Consider the following 13861-nt stretch of genomic DNA (forward strand, 5'->3'; position numbering starts at 1 on the left):
AATTCCTCGTCGGTGACGAACCGCTCTCCCTTGAGTGTCCGGCCTCCGGAGGATTCCAGTTTATCCAGTGCCTTGCCGGCCTTTTCCAAACGCCGGAAGAGATCCGCCACACGCGGATCGTGCTTGTCGATGAAATAATGGCTCATAACGCGGCGGTATTAGGATAGTGCGACGATTGCAGCAGTTTCCCGACATCTTCCGGTTTGTAGAAGATTTTGTGACGGATGCGGCTGAAAGGCAGCAACCCTTTCTCCCGGTAGGTTTGCAGGGTACGTTTCGATATACCCAGCACGTCACAGACATCCTGGTTGTCCAGCCATTTTTTCAAACTCACGTCCTCTTGCCTGCGGCATAACGCCTCGGCTTTTCTTTCAATGGCTTCCACGTGCCCTGCCAGCGCGTCGAAAGCCTTCACGTCCATACTTATTATTTCCATGTTCTGTTTCATTTTTTGTTTCCCGGATGCCCAAAAGTACACAAATGGACAGTATCTTGTTATCAGCCAGTGGTATATGGACGTATCCGTCTTAAAAGTGGCAGCGAGTGGCGCCACGTCCGGCGGAAACGATCCTCCGCCGATACGGGATCGGCACGCTCCGATACGCCAATCGCCCGTGAAAGGAAATGTTCGCGGGCGATTTATCATTCCATGCAGGGTGAGCCGTGAACCGACTTTCGCGAGCGTTCACGGCATATCGTTTTCTCCCCGTTTCTCTCCCATAACCTTTTCCTCTCTTTTTTTCATGCCGCGGAGCGCGGTATGGAAATCTGTTGTCAGTAGCAAAGGTAGTTACGGGGCTCACGCTGCTGCAAGATCGGGCCGCGGGGCGGTTTGCCGCAAAATCTTCCTCTTTCCCTGCGGGCGAGCGTATTTTCCGACAAAATCTTGCAGCAGCTATCCCCGACACCTTTTGATGCTACCGAAACAGATTCCATCCATACCGGCTCCGCTACGGCATAAAAAAAAAGTCAAAGGTTATGAGAAACGAAGAGAAAAATAAATGGAAACAGAAATCCTCCAACCTTCCACTTGGCATAAAGGCAAAGGTCGGGTTGGCGGTAAAGGTCGGGGCGGTGGCTTTGGGCTTCCACGTGTGGGGTATCGACTTTATTTGGGTCGTTTTGGGCTTCACGTTCTGTTATGACATCCTGCGGGGCATTTTCTCCTGCCTTGTTTCTCTCGTGGCTCTAACCGGCTTTTTCTATTTCCTATTCACTCACATCTTCTAAATTATTACAGGTATGACAAAGTACATTTCATTATTCGGAGCGACTACCACGGACACACGGGTGCAGGTAGTCAAGGAAAACCAGGTAATCATCGGTATCGGTGCGGGTGCGAGCAGAAAGCGTTACGTCGTTTACAAGGTGGAACACACCGCCCGTGGCTACGTGTACCACATGGTCGATACCGAAACAAAGGAAATCAGCCAAACGGACATTCTGCGACCCCTCTCGCAAACATTCGGTATCGGCAGGTACTACGACGACGTGAACCCCGAGTTCATGGACGCTTTCGAGGTGGCTTTGCTTGTGGGGCAGGCGGAAGAGCAAGCCACGGCGCAGGCCATCGCCGCCGCCAAAGAGAAAGCCGAGCATGACCGCATAGCGGAAATAGGGGCGCAGAGGTTACGCCGCATCATGCCCGAAGGGGTGCAGGGCGTAATCATCGCCGAACTCAACGAAACGGAATACACTGACCCCTCTTACGAGTGTTCGACCACCCGAAGCGTGCGTACCGTCATTCTCGGCTTTTCGGCCACCTCCCGCAACGGCTTCGGGGAGTTGAGAAAGGCGGCGGCCAATTTCCCGCAAACGGCGCACCTCTCCGAATACGACCCCAAGAACGAACACCGCTATCCCGTTTTCACGCTCGGCAAAAGTCCGAAATACGGGTGGAGTGTCTGCAAACTGACCCACTACACACGTGAAGGGTACATCGACAGGCTGGCATATATCGCAGGAAACGAGGAGAATATATGTCTGCCCGAGCCGAAAGACGAAAAACGGGCGGAACGCACTGAAACGAGCGTGCAAGGCGGGTTTATCATCGTGGACTATTCCGAGAAGGCGATAGCCGTATTCGGGGACACCAAGCCCGTCAAGGACGCCCTTCACGCACTCGGGGGACGCTTCAACGCACGGCTGACGCATGACGGGCAGAAGAAAGCGGGATGGATTTTCCAAAAGACCAAAGAGGACGAGGTGCGGCGGCTTCTCGGAAAGGACGAATAAATGTTGAACACGGGGCGGCTCGCCGCCCCACAATACCAAAAAATCATGGCACAAGGAACAGATTATTTCAAACTGACGATACAGAACTATCTCGACGCACGGGCACGGGAGGACGAACTTTTCGCACCCCGATACGCCAACCCGAAAAAGAACATTGACGATTGCTGCACTTTCATCATCAACCAAGTACGGCAGAGCGGTTGCAACGGGTTTGCGACGAGGAAATATACTCTATGGCACTCCACTATTACGACGAGGAGGACATCGACATCGGCAAACCCGTCAGTTGCAAGGTAGTGGTCAATCACACCGTTGAACTGACCGAGGAGGAAAAAGCCGAGGCACGGCGGAACGCCATACGGAAGGCCGAGAGCGAAGCCTACGCCAAGTTGGCGAAAGCCAAGTCCAAACCCAAGAAAATCGAAGATAACAAACTAATGCCCAGTCTATTTTAGTTATGAAACCGAGAACAAAATTCCAACAGAGCGTTGTGGCGGCAAGCAAACACCTGCCGCCGCTTACCCCCGCACAAATCGAATGGGGGTACAAGAACTGCATCGAGCATATCGGACGCCGCACGCCGAAAGGACTTATCACCTGCACCGAGTGCGGCCACACGTGGCAGAGCGAAAACGGAGAACTCACGGACAATCTGTTAGGGTGCGAGTGTCCGCACTGCCACACCACGCTGAAAGTGGAAACCACCCTGCGCCGCAAGTTCAACGATTACGAGTATTTGTGCATCGTAACCCGCTGCAAGGGTTTTCAAGTCCTGCGCTTCGTCTATATCGAGTGTTGGGCGAAAGTGGGACAGACACCCGTTTACACCCATATCGAAGCCGTACAGCGGTGGATTGCCCCCGACGGACGCTCCGCAACCTTCGCACGGCTGCGCCCGATGGGCTTCTTCGTTCACGGGTGGAGTTGGTCGAGCGCATTGGAACTGCGGGCGGAGAACGACGGGAAATACAACATCACGCCCACACGCATCTATCCCCGGCAACGGCTTATCCCCGAACTGCGCCGAAGCGGTTACGGCAAACAACTCCCCGATGTAACCCCTTTCGACCTTATCCACCTGCTGCTCTCGGAGAACAAGGCCGAAACGCTGCTTAAAGCGGGACAAACGGCACTCGTGCGATTTTTCGCCCGTTCCTCCCGCAATATCGCCGACTATTGGCCGGCCATCCGTATCGCCATCCGTAACGGGTACGCTATCGGGAAACCGACGGAATGGTGCGACTACATCGACCTGCTGCGATTTTTCGGGAAAGACCTGCATAACGCCCATTTCGTGTGTCCCGCAGACCTGCCCGCAGCGCATGACCTCTACATGGCAAAAAAACGGCGGCACATGCAAATGGAACGGCGGCAGGAGGAACGGCGCAAGGCGTTGGAACAGGAAGCCTCGTTTGTCGAAGCCAAAGGGCGGTTTTTCGGAGTGGAGTTTTCCGACGGGGAAATCTGCATCAAGGTATTGGACAGCGTTGAAGCCATACGGCAGGAGGGCGAGGCCATGCACCATTGCGTGTTTACCAACGAATACTATCTGAAAGCCGACTCGCTCATACTCTCGGCCACAATCGACGGCAAACGTATCGAAACGATAGAGGTGTCCCTAAAACGCATGGAGGTCGTGCAGAGCCGTGGCGTGTGTAACAAGAATACCCCATACCACGGGCAAATACTGAAACTGATGAAGGGGAACATGTCCCTTATACGGAAACGAATGACAGCATAAAAATCGGGGCGGCGAAAGCCGCCCGCAAAAACAAAATAGAATGAACCAAATAGCATATAAATTCGTGTCGTGGGACGTTCCCGCACTCGAAAGCCTTGCAGGCTCAAAAGCGTACATATTACGCAAACGGCTCAATGACGGGGGAACGCTCACCCGTGAGGAGAAAGACTGGATTACCCGTGAGGTAAACCATAACACCTATTTCAAGGACTCCATTCCGCTTTTAGGGTATCGTTTCAACTTTGTCGATGTACTGAAAACATTCGTGGTAAAGCAGTACGGGCATTACACGGAATACAAGGGCGTGGACAAGACGAGCATACGCTCCATGTTGTACGGCAGAGTGGAAAGGATTGTCGAATTATAAAATCGGGGCGGCGAAAGCCGCCCTACAAAAAAAAATATAACAATGAAAATCATCTATAAAAGCTACATGGCACGCCCGCTCAAACCCTTCGGGGAGTGGGATTGGGAAGTTCGGGAAGCAGTCAAGACGGCCCTTGCGCTCGTCGAGGGGAAAAACGGGTTCAAAACCCATTCCGAGATATGGCGAAGGTGCAACCTCGTCATTACCGTGGGACACAACATCTACACCACGAGTATCGAGATACGACCACCCGAGCAGGACGTGATACGCCGCAGGAGCAACTGGCATAACGGCTACGCCTACTACTGCAACGGCGTGTTCTGGGCGAACATGAGCAGGGTTAGAGTGGAACTTGTCTGATTAAAAAATTTCGGGGCGGCAAAAGCCGCCCGTAAAAAGCGAGAATATGAAAACGAATGAAGTAAACAAGGAAATCTCCTATGAAACGCTGCTCGTAACCTTCGGCGAGGGTATCGGGCGGCTCAACACCATGTTCGACGACCCGCAGGTGTGGGGCGTTGCCACGCTGAAGCAGTGGATCGACGGGTATGAAACTACGCGCTTCACCGAAATCGACGACCGAACGGCGGTTATCACATCCGAATACAACATGGACAGCGTGAAGGAATGGCTGCAAAAGAACACACCGATTATCAACCTGGAAAAACGATAAAATCATGCGCAAGTACAAATTATTCATCGGCTACCGGCTGCTGGGAGAGTTTTCCGGTATATGGGAAGCCAAAAATTTCGCCGCTGAAAGCGGCATGAGCGGAATTTTCTCGCTCGTGGGAGAAAATTACCGGGACAGTTGGTACGAACCAAAAAAACAGGACAAGAATGGAAACAAAGATTAAAGACATCACGGGAGCGGAAATAACCGTTACCGACTTAAAAGAGGCGGTACGCCAATGCCGGGAGTGCCTCGCAAGTCCCTACCTGATGCCCTCGGGGCATACCGTGGGGGAAAACCATGCCTACATGTTGCGGCAACTGCTCGCCCTGCAAAGGCGGAAACGGGAACACGGCAGGCAACGGCCGTGAAAATACGACGCGAAAAAAATCGGACGATAACTGAAGTGCACCCCAAATATTGGACGGATTAGTATTTGTTTAGATGGCATGAGTTCGGTATTGTACCGGGCTCATGTTGTTTAAGTATTTCTTTATCCGCTTGTTATTGTAGTAGTCGATATATTCTTCCAATTCTTTTCGGAAATGGTCTATGGATGAGAATTTTTGCAAATATAATAATTCGGACTTCAATAATCCAAAGAAACTTTCCATAGCAGCGTTATCCAGACAGTTACCCTTGCGCGACATGCTCTGTGTAATACCTTTCTGTCTTAAACGGAGCTGATACTGCTTCATCTGATACTGCCAGCCCTGGTCGGAATGCAAGACAATACCCGGAGAATCCGGTATTCTGGCAAACGCATCGTCCAGCATCTTCATGATCTGCATAAAGTTAGGGCGTTCAGCTATTTTATAGCTAATAATCTCCCGGTTATATAAGTCCATAATCGGCGATAGATATAACTTTACGCCGCAAACCGAAAATTCCGTAAGGTCAGTAACCCACTTCTGATTCGGTTTTTCGGCTGCAAAGTCGCGTTGCAGAAGATTGGGCGCTATCCGTCCGATCTGTCCTTTGTATGAACAGTATTTACGGAGCCTGACCTGACTTTTTATCCCGCAAATATTCATCAGCTTAAGTACGGTTTTGTGATTTATCGCATATCCGATCTTATTCATTTCAACGGTAATGCGCCGATAACCATAACGCCCCTTATGTTCGTGATATAACCTTATAATACTCTCTTTTTCGCGAGCATATTTATCGGGTTGTTTTGATTTTCTGAAGTGATAATAAAATGTGCTTCGCGCCATCCCTGCGGCTTTGAGCAATACTGAAAGCCGGCACTGCGGCCTTAGTCCTTCGATGGCTTGGGCTCTTTCCCGCTCTCGCGGACAATGCGCTCCTCGACTAAGGCCTGCAATTTTTTTAAGTAAGCATTCTCGGCACGAAGATACTCCAGTTCCTTAAGCAACTCTTCGTGCGGAGTCGTTTTGAGTTTGACTTTTTTAGTCTTCGATTTACTCATGGCCGGCCTCCTTCTTTGCGGTTTACGCCGCAGGCCTTCAGCACCTTGGTTTTGATAGAGCCGCTCCCATTGACGAATAACAAAAGGGCCCGGAATGCCGAAATGCACTGCTGTCTCCAGCAAAGATAGATGATTTTGGTGCATATGCTTCAAAACTGACAACTTAAATTCTGCACTGTAGCTACCGTGGCGCAGCTTAAGGCCGGCAAGGCCATGGCGCTCGAATAATGTTACCCACAAGTGAACTTGCGAGCGGCCACAGCCCAAGTGACATCCGGCTTCCCTAACCGAAAGTCCGCCTTCGAGTACCAGTTTTACGGCCTTTAAACGAATCTCATAATTATATTTCATAAAAAACACCCCAAAAGTGTCCAACTTTTGGGGTGCAGTACAAACAACCGTCCGATTTTTTTGTTTCCCGTCAATCGACCGCCGTATGGTCGCCCAGCTTCCCGTGCAGTTCACGCCCGATATGTCCGGCAATGCCACGGGGAGAAATTTCAGAGATTGAACCCCACCCGCCATGCGTGTATATGCACGTCTTGAGCGGTTCGGTACGGGAAAGGTAGAACAGATAGCCGTTGCGGAGCAGGATGCCCACAAACACCGAGCCGACCTCGATGTCGGCGATCTCGTCAAAACGTATCTTCCCGTCATTGTATAATACTGCCGTGCCATCCGCATCGGGAATGACGAACAGATCGTCTTCCATGACAATCCCGTGCAACTCGATTAGCGACCCCAGGCATTCACTCGCCGATACCCGGTCGTAATCACCCTTTACCTCATTTGTCGATTTCGTTTCCATATCGCTTTTCTTTAGGTTCAGACAAATACCATACGAAAAAGGCGTGAGAATACGTTAAATACCGGCATTGAGGTACAGCCAAGCACCCATCCACTCGATAGATAATTTCTCCCCACGCCGCTATCGCATACGCTTGACGCATATAGACACGACGATGAAGAAGAGAACTACCCATTATTTTGCGAGCGGATTAAAATTTGGCTGTTTTCAATGCCCCACCATAATGTGTTCCTTCCGTATGTAAATCGCCCGGCGGCACGCCGCCGGAGGATTCGATTGCAAATATAACGATTTCATTCGGGTATCGGCGACAACACGTGCGATTTTTAACAACCTTCCTGCCAAAGAACTACCCGCCGTCCTACAATTTCGGCCCCCGGGCGGGTTTGCGGGGCGCGACCTTCGGCTGCGCCTTCTTCTCCCTGGGCGGTTCGACGATCCGCAGTTTGAGTTTCTCCGTCTTACGGTCGTAACGCACCTCGCAGCAGTCAATCTCACCCGCAACCGACGTCCACACGTTGTTCACACGCACCGCGCCGCCCGAGTAGAGGGTCTTGTATTGTTCGTATTCGAGCGGCTGCCGCAATTTCGCGTCCACCTGACGGTGGAACGAGTAGATATTACGTCCCTTTGCTATTTCGTCGGGAACGTAAACCCGCAACTCGGGATGGGCGGCCTCGGCATAGAGGCACAGATCCGCCGTGCGAAGCTCCCTCGGAACCCACTGGATCATCCTCGGGTCGCCCCGCACGGCCGTATCGGCCACGAGCGGCGTGATGGCCCTCTGGGGAATGTCGTACAGCACCCCCGCATCCTTGCGAACGGCCTCCAACGCCACCTCCTCCGTTACAAGCCGGCGGTTCAGGTGCAGGACACTCATCAACCGGTGTATCTGCTGCGGGTCGTCCTGCTCGCGGAACACCTGCAAGACCAGGGCGGGGTCGCTCAACGCGCTGATAACCGAGAAATCGGTTTTGTCCTTCCCGTAGGTACGCTCGAAAGCCTCCCGGCTCATCTCCGGCGTCCGGGCTTCGCGGGGGACGCCTTTCAGGTTTTGCGGGTTCTCCCGCACCAGGCTCATGTATAGATCCGGGCTTTTCATGCTCTCGGGCAGGTGGGCGATGGCATAGGGACTGCGCCGTATGGCCTCCATGCACAACTCCGGCGTTTTCCACTTCTCGGGGACATATTGCAGGTAGCTCCCGTCGTGCCAGACGGCCCGGCGGCACATCTCCTCGTTCTTGGCGTGGTCGGGAAGGTTGTAGAACAGCTCCGGCTCCAGGGCGAAAATTTCCCGGGCCACCCTCGGCGTGAGGAACCAGGGGTTCATGTTCTCCAAAAAATCGAGGTCTTATCGTAATTCGTGCAATAGAACCCCAACACTTTCAGGTGTATCTCCTCGAAGGGGATATAGCGGAGGACACGCAGGTCGTCGGTACGGGCCAACGCCCGGTTGCAGACCTCCGGCGTGAGCTGTTCGGGGTTGAAAAAGCGGATGGCCAGGGGATCGCGCTCCAGCGCCATCCCGCACAGACGGTCGGTTTTCAGATGTTTCGGAACGTACTCCAGTGCCAGGTAGTTCGAGGACACGGCGGCCTCGCAGACCCGTTCCGTGCGTAATTCCTCCGGCACTTCATGGAGCAGGATGCCGTCCCCGCTGACGGCACGCAGGCAGACTGCCTCCGTGCGCAGTTCCACCGGCACGAGCGAAAGGCAGGACGCGTCCATCCCCACGCCGTGAAGGGCCAGTTCCCCGGTCATGACCTCCGGGGCAATGGAGGCGAAAATCTCGAACTTGTCCACGAACGACATCCCGAATTTTTTCAGCCCTTCCAGGCATATATCGGGATACGGAATGTAAGGGAGTATCTTGTAATCGGCACTGTCCACCGCTTTCAACGCCGCACGGCATATTTGCGGCGTCCTCAATTCCCCGGGGACGGCCTCCAGCACCAGACCGTTGCGCTTCACGGCCGCCATGCACAGTTCGGGGGTCTTCAACCCCTCCGGAACGTAATACAGCGCGTAGCTGTTGCTATCGACGGCGGCACGGCACATTTTCGGTGTCTTCAGACGGTCAGGGACGAATTTCAGTGTTTCGCCCCGGTGGCCGGCCGCGGCAAGACAAAGTTCCGGCGTTTTCATCGCTTCGGGAACGAACTCGATGTTGAAAGCCGATTTCTTGATGGCGAAACGGCAGACTTCCGCCGTTTTCCGATCCTCGGGCAGCGTCTCGAAAAGGTTCTCGCGCCACGGGTTCTCGTACACCCCCGTATCGAGATAGGCTATATCTATTCTCTCTTGCTCTGTCATGGTTTTCAGTATTTATGGAAAGCGCCCGGGTGACGGGCGCTTCTCTTGGTTAGACATATTCCGTTATCGTTCCGTTTCCTCCGTCCCGTTCTCGCTCTGGAACGTGAAGGAGGTCTTCACGACCTGACCCGTGTTGTCCTCGACATAGACGTCGATGGTCTGCTGGTCATCGCTGCGCGATGTGTAATAGAGGCGGAACACCTCACGGTCGAGCGGATAGCGGTCGTTGGGCAGGAACACCGTACCGTCGTCCATCCTCAACTCACCGCGCCCGTCGGGCTGGAAATAGCGGATCGTGTAACGCGCGCCGTCATATCTCCCCTCCCGCACGAGCGTGCAGCGGATTTCAGCGGTTTCACCAACGGAGATTCGCTTCTGAACGGGCATCGTTTCCAGAGAGAACGTGTACGCCTGCTGTATATCCAGCCCGTTGTCGCAGGATGCGCATAAAAGACCCAGGGCGGCGATCCAGACCGCCATGGCCAATATCTTTTTCATCTTTTTCATGTCGCTTGCAAGTTTAATGGATTATGAATTTCACGCCCAGGCCGAACTGCGCGTGGAAATGTCCCGTTGTAGTGCCCCATAGGATACGCTCACGCCCCGTCAGCGAGAGGATAATCCTGTCGGTCAGGTACGCATCGACCTCCAGCGTGACGGCCCCGCCATAGAGGAAACGGTCGCGGTGGCGGAGCGTAGAGCCGTCATAGAGCTGCCTTTCGCCCCGGTTCACACTCTCGTAACCGGCCAGCGCCGAGCCGCCGAGGTAGAAGAAAAAAGTCCTGGACGGGTCGGCGAGGAACTTGTAATAGTAACCGCCCTCGGCAGTGAACTGCGCCACAGGGATACGTTCCGACTTGTAGGGGTAATAACGGTTCAGGAACTCCGCGCCGAACACCCACTTGTCGGCATTCTTCGCGTAGCGGCTCATGGCCAGCCCGAACCAGTAGCCCGTTTCGCTGCGGCTGTCCCGGGTATAGAAGCCGTCGGTCATGCCTCCCCGTATTTCCAGCCCGCGCATGGCGGGCAGGGCACGCTGGGCGTGCGCCCCGTCCGAAAGGAGGAGGCATAACCCCAGCGTGAGAATGAATATCGCCCGTTTCATATCACTTTACCTTTAACTCGTTGATAACACGTGCGCGCACCAGGTCGGCATTCTCCACCGTGAAAGTCTGGTGTCGCCCGCCCTGCTGCTCGTGCAGTTCCACGACCAGCTGCTTGTCGTCGGCCAGCGTGAACTTCGGGAGCGTGAAGACCATGCGCTCGGTACGCTTGCCGCCGATGACCTGCACGTTGTTGTACGCACGCACGGGCCATACGACCTGCTCCTGGATGGCCGTGCGTTTGGCCACCTTCTTGTCCGTAATCTTGAACGTCAGGTAGTCCACGTTGAAAGGCACGTTGGAGGAGTTTTTCAGTTGGAGGTGGAAATAAAGCAGGTCGTTATGCACGTAGATACCTTTGAGGAGGTATTGTACCCCGAAACGCTTGCAACCGATATGCTTGATCTCGCGGCGGTCATTCTTGTAAATGGACTGCATGATCAGTTTGACCAGCAGCGGAGATTCGCATCCCAACTCCTGCAAATAGATGTCCAGCGCATTATTGGGGCGGTTTACCGCCTCCCCGCCATGCAGGAAGTCCGCCATCTCGACCGACAGTTTCACCGGCTCGTCGGCATACTTGACATTGAAGCTGTAATAGGCCCCGTCCTCGGTAATGACCGAAAGGTTGCTCTCGCGCGAGAAATCACGCAGGGCCGCCTTTACACGCAGCACGTTTTCCGTGCCGTCGGCTTTCGCCGCCAGAAGATCCGAAGACCCCAGATCGACGTAACGGATGGCCGAGGGGAAAATCACATGAACGGTCTTGCTGAACGTCACCTCCAGCGCGTAGGGCGGGATAACCCGGTTGAAGGTCAGCGGACGGGTAAGACCGTCGTACAAATCGCCCGTGGAGGGCTTTTCCTGCGCGTGGGCAGCGAACATGCACCCGATAAAAGCGAGTGCCAGAAGAATCTTTTTCATACTCGATAATTTTTTGATTGTTGATAAAAATGGATTTTTTCAGTGGTGTACGGAAGTACGTCGTTTGTACCCTTATTGAAGGGGCGGGAGCAGCAGGACGCTGTAACCGGCCTTGAGCGTGACCTTGACCGAGCGCATCTTCTTGCTCACGTATTGCGACACGCCCTGGATGGCGCTGCGCCCCAGGTCGGAGAGCAGTTGCGAACCGGCATCGTCCGTGATCGTGATACTGCTGCCCATGCCCGCACCCATATTGGCGGCGATCTCCTTCACGGCATTGAGTTCTTCCGACCCCGGCACGGGAATACCCTCGTTGCCGTTCGTGTCATAGACCGACAGATCGACCGGAACGACCGCCCCGCCGTGCTGGACAGCGCTGACCTTGACCGTCAGCCGTTCGCCGTTGATCCTCGCCGCCCCCGTTACGGGCGTACCCGAGGGGATGAGCAGCTCTCCCGCCATCATCGGTTCCAGCAGCCGGAAAGTAACCTCCCCGCCATCGGTGAGCGTCACGGTTTGCTGCACGGCGGCACGGATACTGTTGCGCTCGGGCTCGCGAAGGTCGCTCCCCACCGTGTTGAAACCCCAGTTCCGGGGCTTGACGAACTCACGGGCGAAGACCGAATCGGGCAGCGGGGCGGCGAGCAGCGACACGATGTTACGGCGCACCTGGCGCACGGGCTGCACGGAAGCCTTGCCGGAAACGGAGGCTTTCTGACGCGGGGCTTCAGGGGCTTGACCGCCATTCATGTAGCGGGCGGCGATCTCGTAGGACTTCTCCAGCAGCGCCACCTGCTCCTCCTGGGCCGTTTTCTGCGCCTGCTGTTCTTCCAGGCGGCGTTCCAGTTCCTCGATGCGGGCCTGCATCTCGCGCTCTTCCCCCGTTTCACCGGCGGTGTCCTCGTAGAAACTGCCTAACTGGCGGTTGATGTCGGCATAGGCGGCACGGGAAGTCCGGAAAGCTCCCGACGAACCGCCGGCAGGGCCGGAAGACTTATCCGGCACGGCAGCGGGCATGACGGGCTCTTCCTCCTCGTCCTCCATCCCGAACGCGAAATCCTGCAAGGAGCGCATCTTTTCCCGCTCCCTGCGCCGCATCTCCTCCTGCACGTAGGCATCACGCTTGTCCGAGAGGATACCCTCCGATTCCGGGGTCGGCAGCTCCGTGTTGAAACCCGCCGAAGGCTCCTCCCGTTCTTTTTCGCCGGGGGAGAAGATCAGCCACATGCACCCGGCAAAGGCCAGGAAAAAGAGCGGGAAGACCACCATCTTCTTCCGCATCTGTATCTGCCGGGGCGTGAGTTCCTTTTTCCCCGCCTCCGGCTGTTTATTCTGTTTTTCGTTCGTCGTCATAATTGAAATCTTTTAGATGTTTTACACTGTCGGCCTCCTGTCGTTGTCTTAATTCCAGTTCCAGCCGCTCGATATGCCGTATCTGCATCCGTTCCCCGGCTCCCTTGCCGAAGCGGTAGATGGAAGACACGGTAAAGTAGAGCGACAAGACGGAAAAGAACAAGAGCAGCGTGAGGATCACGATAATCCGCTTATCGGGCGAGAGCGCCCCGCAAGCGCGGCGCAGGTGGTCTTCGACCCACTCCCCGAAAGCCTTTATTCTCTTCTTTGCCATAACCTTATCTTTTTAATGTACGTAAATCGCGGTTCTCCAGAATCTCGAATTTCTCCATGATGAAACCCTGCGGGTTATTGTCCGAACGCCCCGAGTTGATCAGCTCGCAGCGCGTGACCAGCGAACGCTCGGTGATGTTGCTCTCGCGGACAATCATTTGCCGGGCATAGGTCATGGCCCGGTAGGGATAGGCGTTGAAGTCGCACACCACGGAGTCCACCTCGATACGCTGGCTGATGTTCCCCGACACCACACGGTTGTAGTAACCTTTCTCCTGCATGTCCTGGTAATAGGCGAAGGCGCTCTTATCGACCAGGAACAGCGCGCGGTTGATGTTGCTCTCGATGGCCGCACGGTCGGGCGAGAGGGTGAAGAACAACTCGTGAAAACGCCGGATATGTTCGCGCGCCTCCACGGGGCGGTTCTGGCTCAAATCCTGCGAGAGCGCCAGCATCAGCGACTTGCCCCCGTCCAGGACGTAGATCTTCTCGCGCTGCTTTTCGGCGAAACGGAAGCTCGCGACCACGCTGAACACGGATACCAGCGCGCACAGGCAGAGGAACACGATACCGAAAAGCCGAATCTGCCTGAAACTTGTTTCGATGTTTTTTAATGACTTGAATTCCATTGTCCAAATT

18 protein-coding genes and 3 pseudogenes are annotated in these 13861 nt (G+C 54.6%); 9 read left to right on the forward strand and 12 right to left on the reverse strand.

What is annotated here, in order from left to right:
* A pseudogene (locus DW082_RS15110) lies at positions 1-146 on the reverse strand (DNA-binding protein); the annotation flags it as partial.
* On the reverse strand, positions 143-436 hold the full coding sequence (locus DW082_RS10040) for a helix-turn-helix domain-containing protein (protein WP_004319131.1): 294 nt from the start codon (positions 434-436) through the stop codon (positions 143-145). The gene DW082_RS10040 and the pseudogene DW082_RS15110, both read right to left, overlap by 4 nt.
* A gap of 542 nt (positions 437-978) precedes the next feature.
* Here DW082_RS10040 and DW082_RS10050 point away from each other — a divergent pair.
* From DW082_RS10050 to DW082_RS10090, 9 genes and pseudogenes are all read left to right on the forward strand, one after another.
* Complete coding sequence (locus tag DW082_RS10050) at positions 979-1230, forward strand: hypothetical protein (protein WP_004303766.1); 252 nt, start codon at positions 979-981, stop codon at positions 1228-1230.
* Positions 1231-1242: 12 nt separating this feature from the next.
* Positions 1243-2235 (forward strand): hypothetical protein, encoded by a 993-nt coding sequence (locus DW082_RS10055; RefSeq protein WP_118032984.1) that lies wholly within the window; start codon positions 1243-1245, stop codon positions 2233-2235.
* A gap of 45 nt (positions 2236-2280) precedes the next feature.
* Positions 2281-2690, forward strand: a pseudogene (locus tag DW082_RS10060) (PcfK-like family protein).
* Between the two features lie 2 nt (positions 2691-2692).
* On the forward strand, positions 2693-3976 hold the full coding sequence (locus DW082_RS10065; protein ID WP_009123635.1) for a PcfJ domain-containing protein: 1284 nt from the start codon (positions 2693-2695) through the stop codon (positions 3974-3976).
* A 40-nt stretch (positions 3977-4016) separates the two neighbouring features.
* Positions 4017-4343 (forward strand): hypothetical protein, encoded by a 327-nt coding sequence (locus DW082_RS10070; protein ID WP_004295437.1) that lies wholly within the window; start codon positions 4017-4019, stop codon positions 4341-4343.
* 42 nt (positions 4344-4385) lie between these two features.
* Positions 4386-4703 carry a hypothetical protein gene (locus DW082_RS10075; RefSeq protein ID WP_004295436.1) on the forward strand — a complete coding sequence of 106 codons (318 nt, stop codon included), beginning with the start codon at positions 4386-4388 and terminating at the stop codon, positions 4701-4703.
* Positions 4704-4749: 46 nt separating this feature from the next.
* On the forward strand, positions 4750-5016 hold the full coding sequence (locus DW082_RS10080) for a DUF6956 domain-containing protein (protein ID WP_004295438.1): 267 nt from the start codon (positions 4750-4752) through the stop codon (positions 5014-5016).
* Between the two features lie 4 nt (positions 5017-5020).
* Positions 5021-5200 carry a hypothetical protein gene (locus DW082_RS10085; RefSeq protein ID WP_004295439.1) on the forward strand — a complete coding sequence of 60 codons (180 nt, stop codon included), beginning with the start codon at positions 5021-5023 and terminating at the stop codon, positions 5198-5200.
* The gene (locus tag DW082_RS10090) at positions 5184-5387 is read left to right on the forward strand and encodes a hypothetical protein (RefSeq protein ID WP_004295440.1); all 204 of its coding nucleotides are present in this window, start codon (positions 5184-5186) and stop codon (positions 5385-5387) included. The genes DW082_RS10085 and DW082_RS10090 overlap by 17 nt, the downstream gene beginning before the upstream one ends.
* 69 nt (positions 5388-5456) lie before the next feature.
* Here the strand turns inward: DW082_RS10090 and DW082_RS10095 are convergent, their stop codons facing one another.
* From DW082_RS10095 to traK, 10 genes and pseudogenes are all read right to left on the reverse strand, one after another.
* On the reverse strand, positions 5457-6344 hold the full coding sequence (locus DW082_RS10095) for an IS3 family transposase (protein ID WP_117615371.1): 888 nt from the start codon (positions 6342-6344) through the stop codon (positions 5457-5459).
* Positions 6275-6823 (reverse strand): helix-turn-helix domain-containing protein, encoded by a 549-nt coding sequence (locus DW082_RS10100; RefSeq protein ID WP_014775357.1) that lies wholly within the window; start codon positions 6821-6823, stop codon positions 6275-6277. Before DW082_RS10100 ends, DW082_RS10095 begins: the two co-directional genes overlap by 70 nt.
* Positions 6824-6869: 46 nt before the next feature.
* Positions 6870-7256, reverse strand: coding sequence for a hypothetical protein (locus DW082_RS10105; RefSeq protein WP_004295441.1), 387 nt, complete (start codon positions 7254-7256; stop codon positions 6870-6872).
* Positions 7257-7617: 361 nt separating this feature from the next.
* Positions 7618-9569 (reverse strand): annotated as a pseudogene (locus DW082_RS10115) (DUF4116 domain-containing protein).
* Positions 9570-9632: 63 nt separating this feature from the next.
* Positions 9633-10076, reverse strand: coding sequence for a DUF3872 domain-containing protein (locus DW082_RS10120; RefSeq protein WP_118458466.1), 444 nt, complete (start codon positions 10074-10076; stop codon positions 9633-9635).
* A gap of 13 nt (positions 10077-10089) precedes the next feature.
* On the reverse strand, positions 10090-10674 hold the full coding sequence (locus DW082_RS10125) for a conjugal transfer protein TraO (protein ID WP_118458468.1): 585 nt from the start codon (positions 10672-10674) through the stop codon (positions 10090-10092).
* A 1-nt stretch (position 10675) separates the two neighbouring features.
* Positions 10676-11596: a conjugative transposon protein TraN gene (gene traN / locus DW082_RS10130; RefSeq protein WP_004295447.1), complete on the reverse strand. Its 921-nt coding sequence runs from the start codon at positions 11594-11596 to the stop codon at positions 10676-10678.
* Positions 11597-11668: 72 nt separating this feature from the next.
* Positions 11669-12949 (reverse strand): conjugative transposon protein TraM, encoded by a 1281-nt coding sequence (gene traM, locus DW082_RS10135; RefSeq protein ID WP_017141464.1) that lies wholly within the window; start codon positions 12947-12949, stop codon positions 11669-11671.
* Complete coding sequence (locus tag DW082_RS10140) at positions 12924-13223, reverse strand: TraL conjugative transposon family protein (protein ID WP_004295449.1); 300 nt, start codon at positions 13221-13223, stop codon at positions 12924-12926. Before DW082_RS10140 ends, traM begins: the two co-directional genes overlap by 26 nt.
* A gap of 4 nt (positions 13224-13227) precedes the next feature.
* Entirely contained in the window at positions 13228-13851 is a 624-nt protein-coding gene (gene traK, locus DW082_RS10145; RefSeq protein ID WP_004295450.1) for a conjugative transposon protein TraK, read from the reverse strand.
* Between the last annotated feature and the right edge of the window lie 10 nt (positions 13852-13861).

Source organism: Alistipes sp. AF48-12 (assembly GCF_003477565.1).
Taxonomy (GTDB): domain Bacteria; phylum Bacteroidota; class Bacteroidia; order Bacteroidales; family Rikenellaceae; genus Alistipes_A; species Alistipes_A hominis.

What these genes read in the sequence shown, in the direction of transcription:
- DW082_RS10085 (WP_004295439.1), top strand. Translation starts at nt 5,021, where the DNA reads ATGCGCAAGTACAAATTATTCATCGGCTACCGGCTGCTGGGAGAGTTT.
- traN (WP_004295447.1), bottom strand. Translation starts at nt 11,596, where the DNA reads ATGAAAAAGATTCTTCTGGCACTCGCTTTTATCGGGTGCATGTTCGCT.
- DW082_RS10050 (WP_004303766.1), top strand. Translation starts at nt 979, where the DNA reads ATGAGAAACGAAGAGAAAAATAAATGGAAACAGAAATCCTCCAACCTT.
- DW082_RS10080 (WP_004295438.1), top strand. Translation starts at nt 4,750, where the DNA reads ATGAAAACGAATGAAGTAAACAAGGAAATCTCCTATGAAACGCTGCTC.
- DW082_RS10055 (WP_118032984.1), top strand. Translation starts at nt 1,243, where the DNA reads ATGACAAAGTACATTTCATTATTCGGAGCGACTACCACGGACACACGG.
- DW082_RS10040 (WP_004319131.1), bottom strand. Translation starts at nt 436, where the DNA reads ATGGAAATAATAAGTATGGACGTGAAGGCTTTCGACGCGCTGGCAGGG.
- traK (WP_004295450.1), bottom strand. Translation starts at nt 13,851, where the DNA reads ATGGAATTCAAGTCATTAAAAAACATCGAAACAAGTTTCAGGCAGATT.
- DW082_RS10075 (WP_004295436.1), top strand. Translation starts at nt 4,386, where the DNA reads ATGAAAATCATCTATAAAAGCTACATGGCACGCCCGCTCAAACCCTTC.
- traM (WP_017141464.1), bottom strand. Translation starts at nt 12,949, where the DNA reads ATGACGACGAACGAAAAACAGAATAAACAGCCGGAGGCGGGGAAAAAG.
- DW082_RS10120 (WP_118458466.1), bottom strand. Translation starts at nt 10,076, where the DNA reads ATGAAAAAGATGAAAAAGATATTGGCCATGGCGGTCTGGATCGCCGCC.
- DW082_RS10140 (WP_004295449.1), bottom strand. Translation starts at nt 13,223, where the DNA reads ATGGCAAAGAAGAGAATAAAGGCTTTCGGGGAGTGGGTCGAAGACCAC.
- DW082_RS10070 (WP_004295437.1), top strand. Translation starts at nt 4,017, where the DNA reads ATGAACCAAATAGCATATAAATTCGTGTCGTGGGACGTTCCCGCACTC.
- DW082_RS10105 (WP_004295441.1), bottom strand. Translation starts at nt 7,256, where the DNA reads ATGGAAACGAAATCGACAAATGAGGTAAAGGGTGATTACGACCGGGTA.
- DW082_RS10065 (WP_009123635.1), top strand. Translation starts at nt 2,693, where the DNA reads ATGAAACCGAGAACAAAATTCCAACAGAGCGTTGTGGCGGCAAGCAAA.
- DW082_RS10125 (WP_118458468.1), bottom strand. Translation starts at nt 10,674, where the DNA reads ATGAAACGGGCGATATTCATTCTCACGCTGGGGTTATGCCTCCTCCTT.
- DW082_RS10090 (WP_004295440.1), top strand. Translation starts at nt 5,184, where the DNA reads ATGGAAACAAAGATTAAAGACATCACGGGAGCGGAAATAACCGTTACC.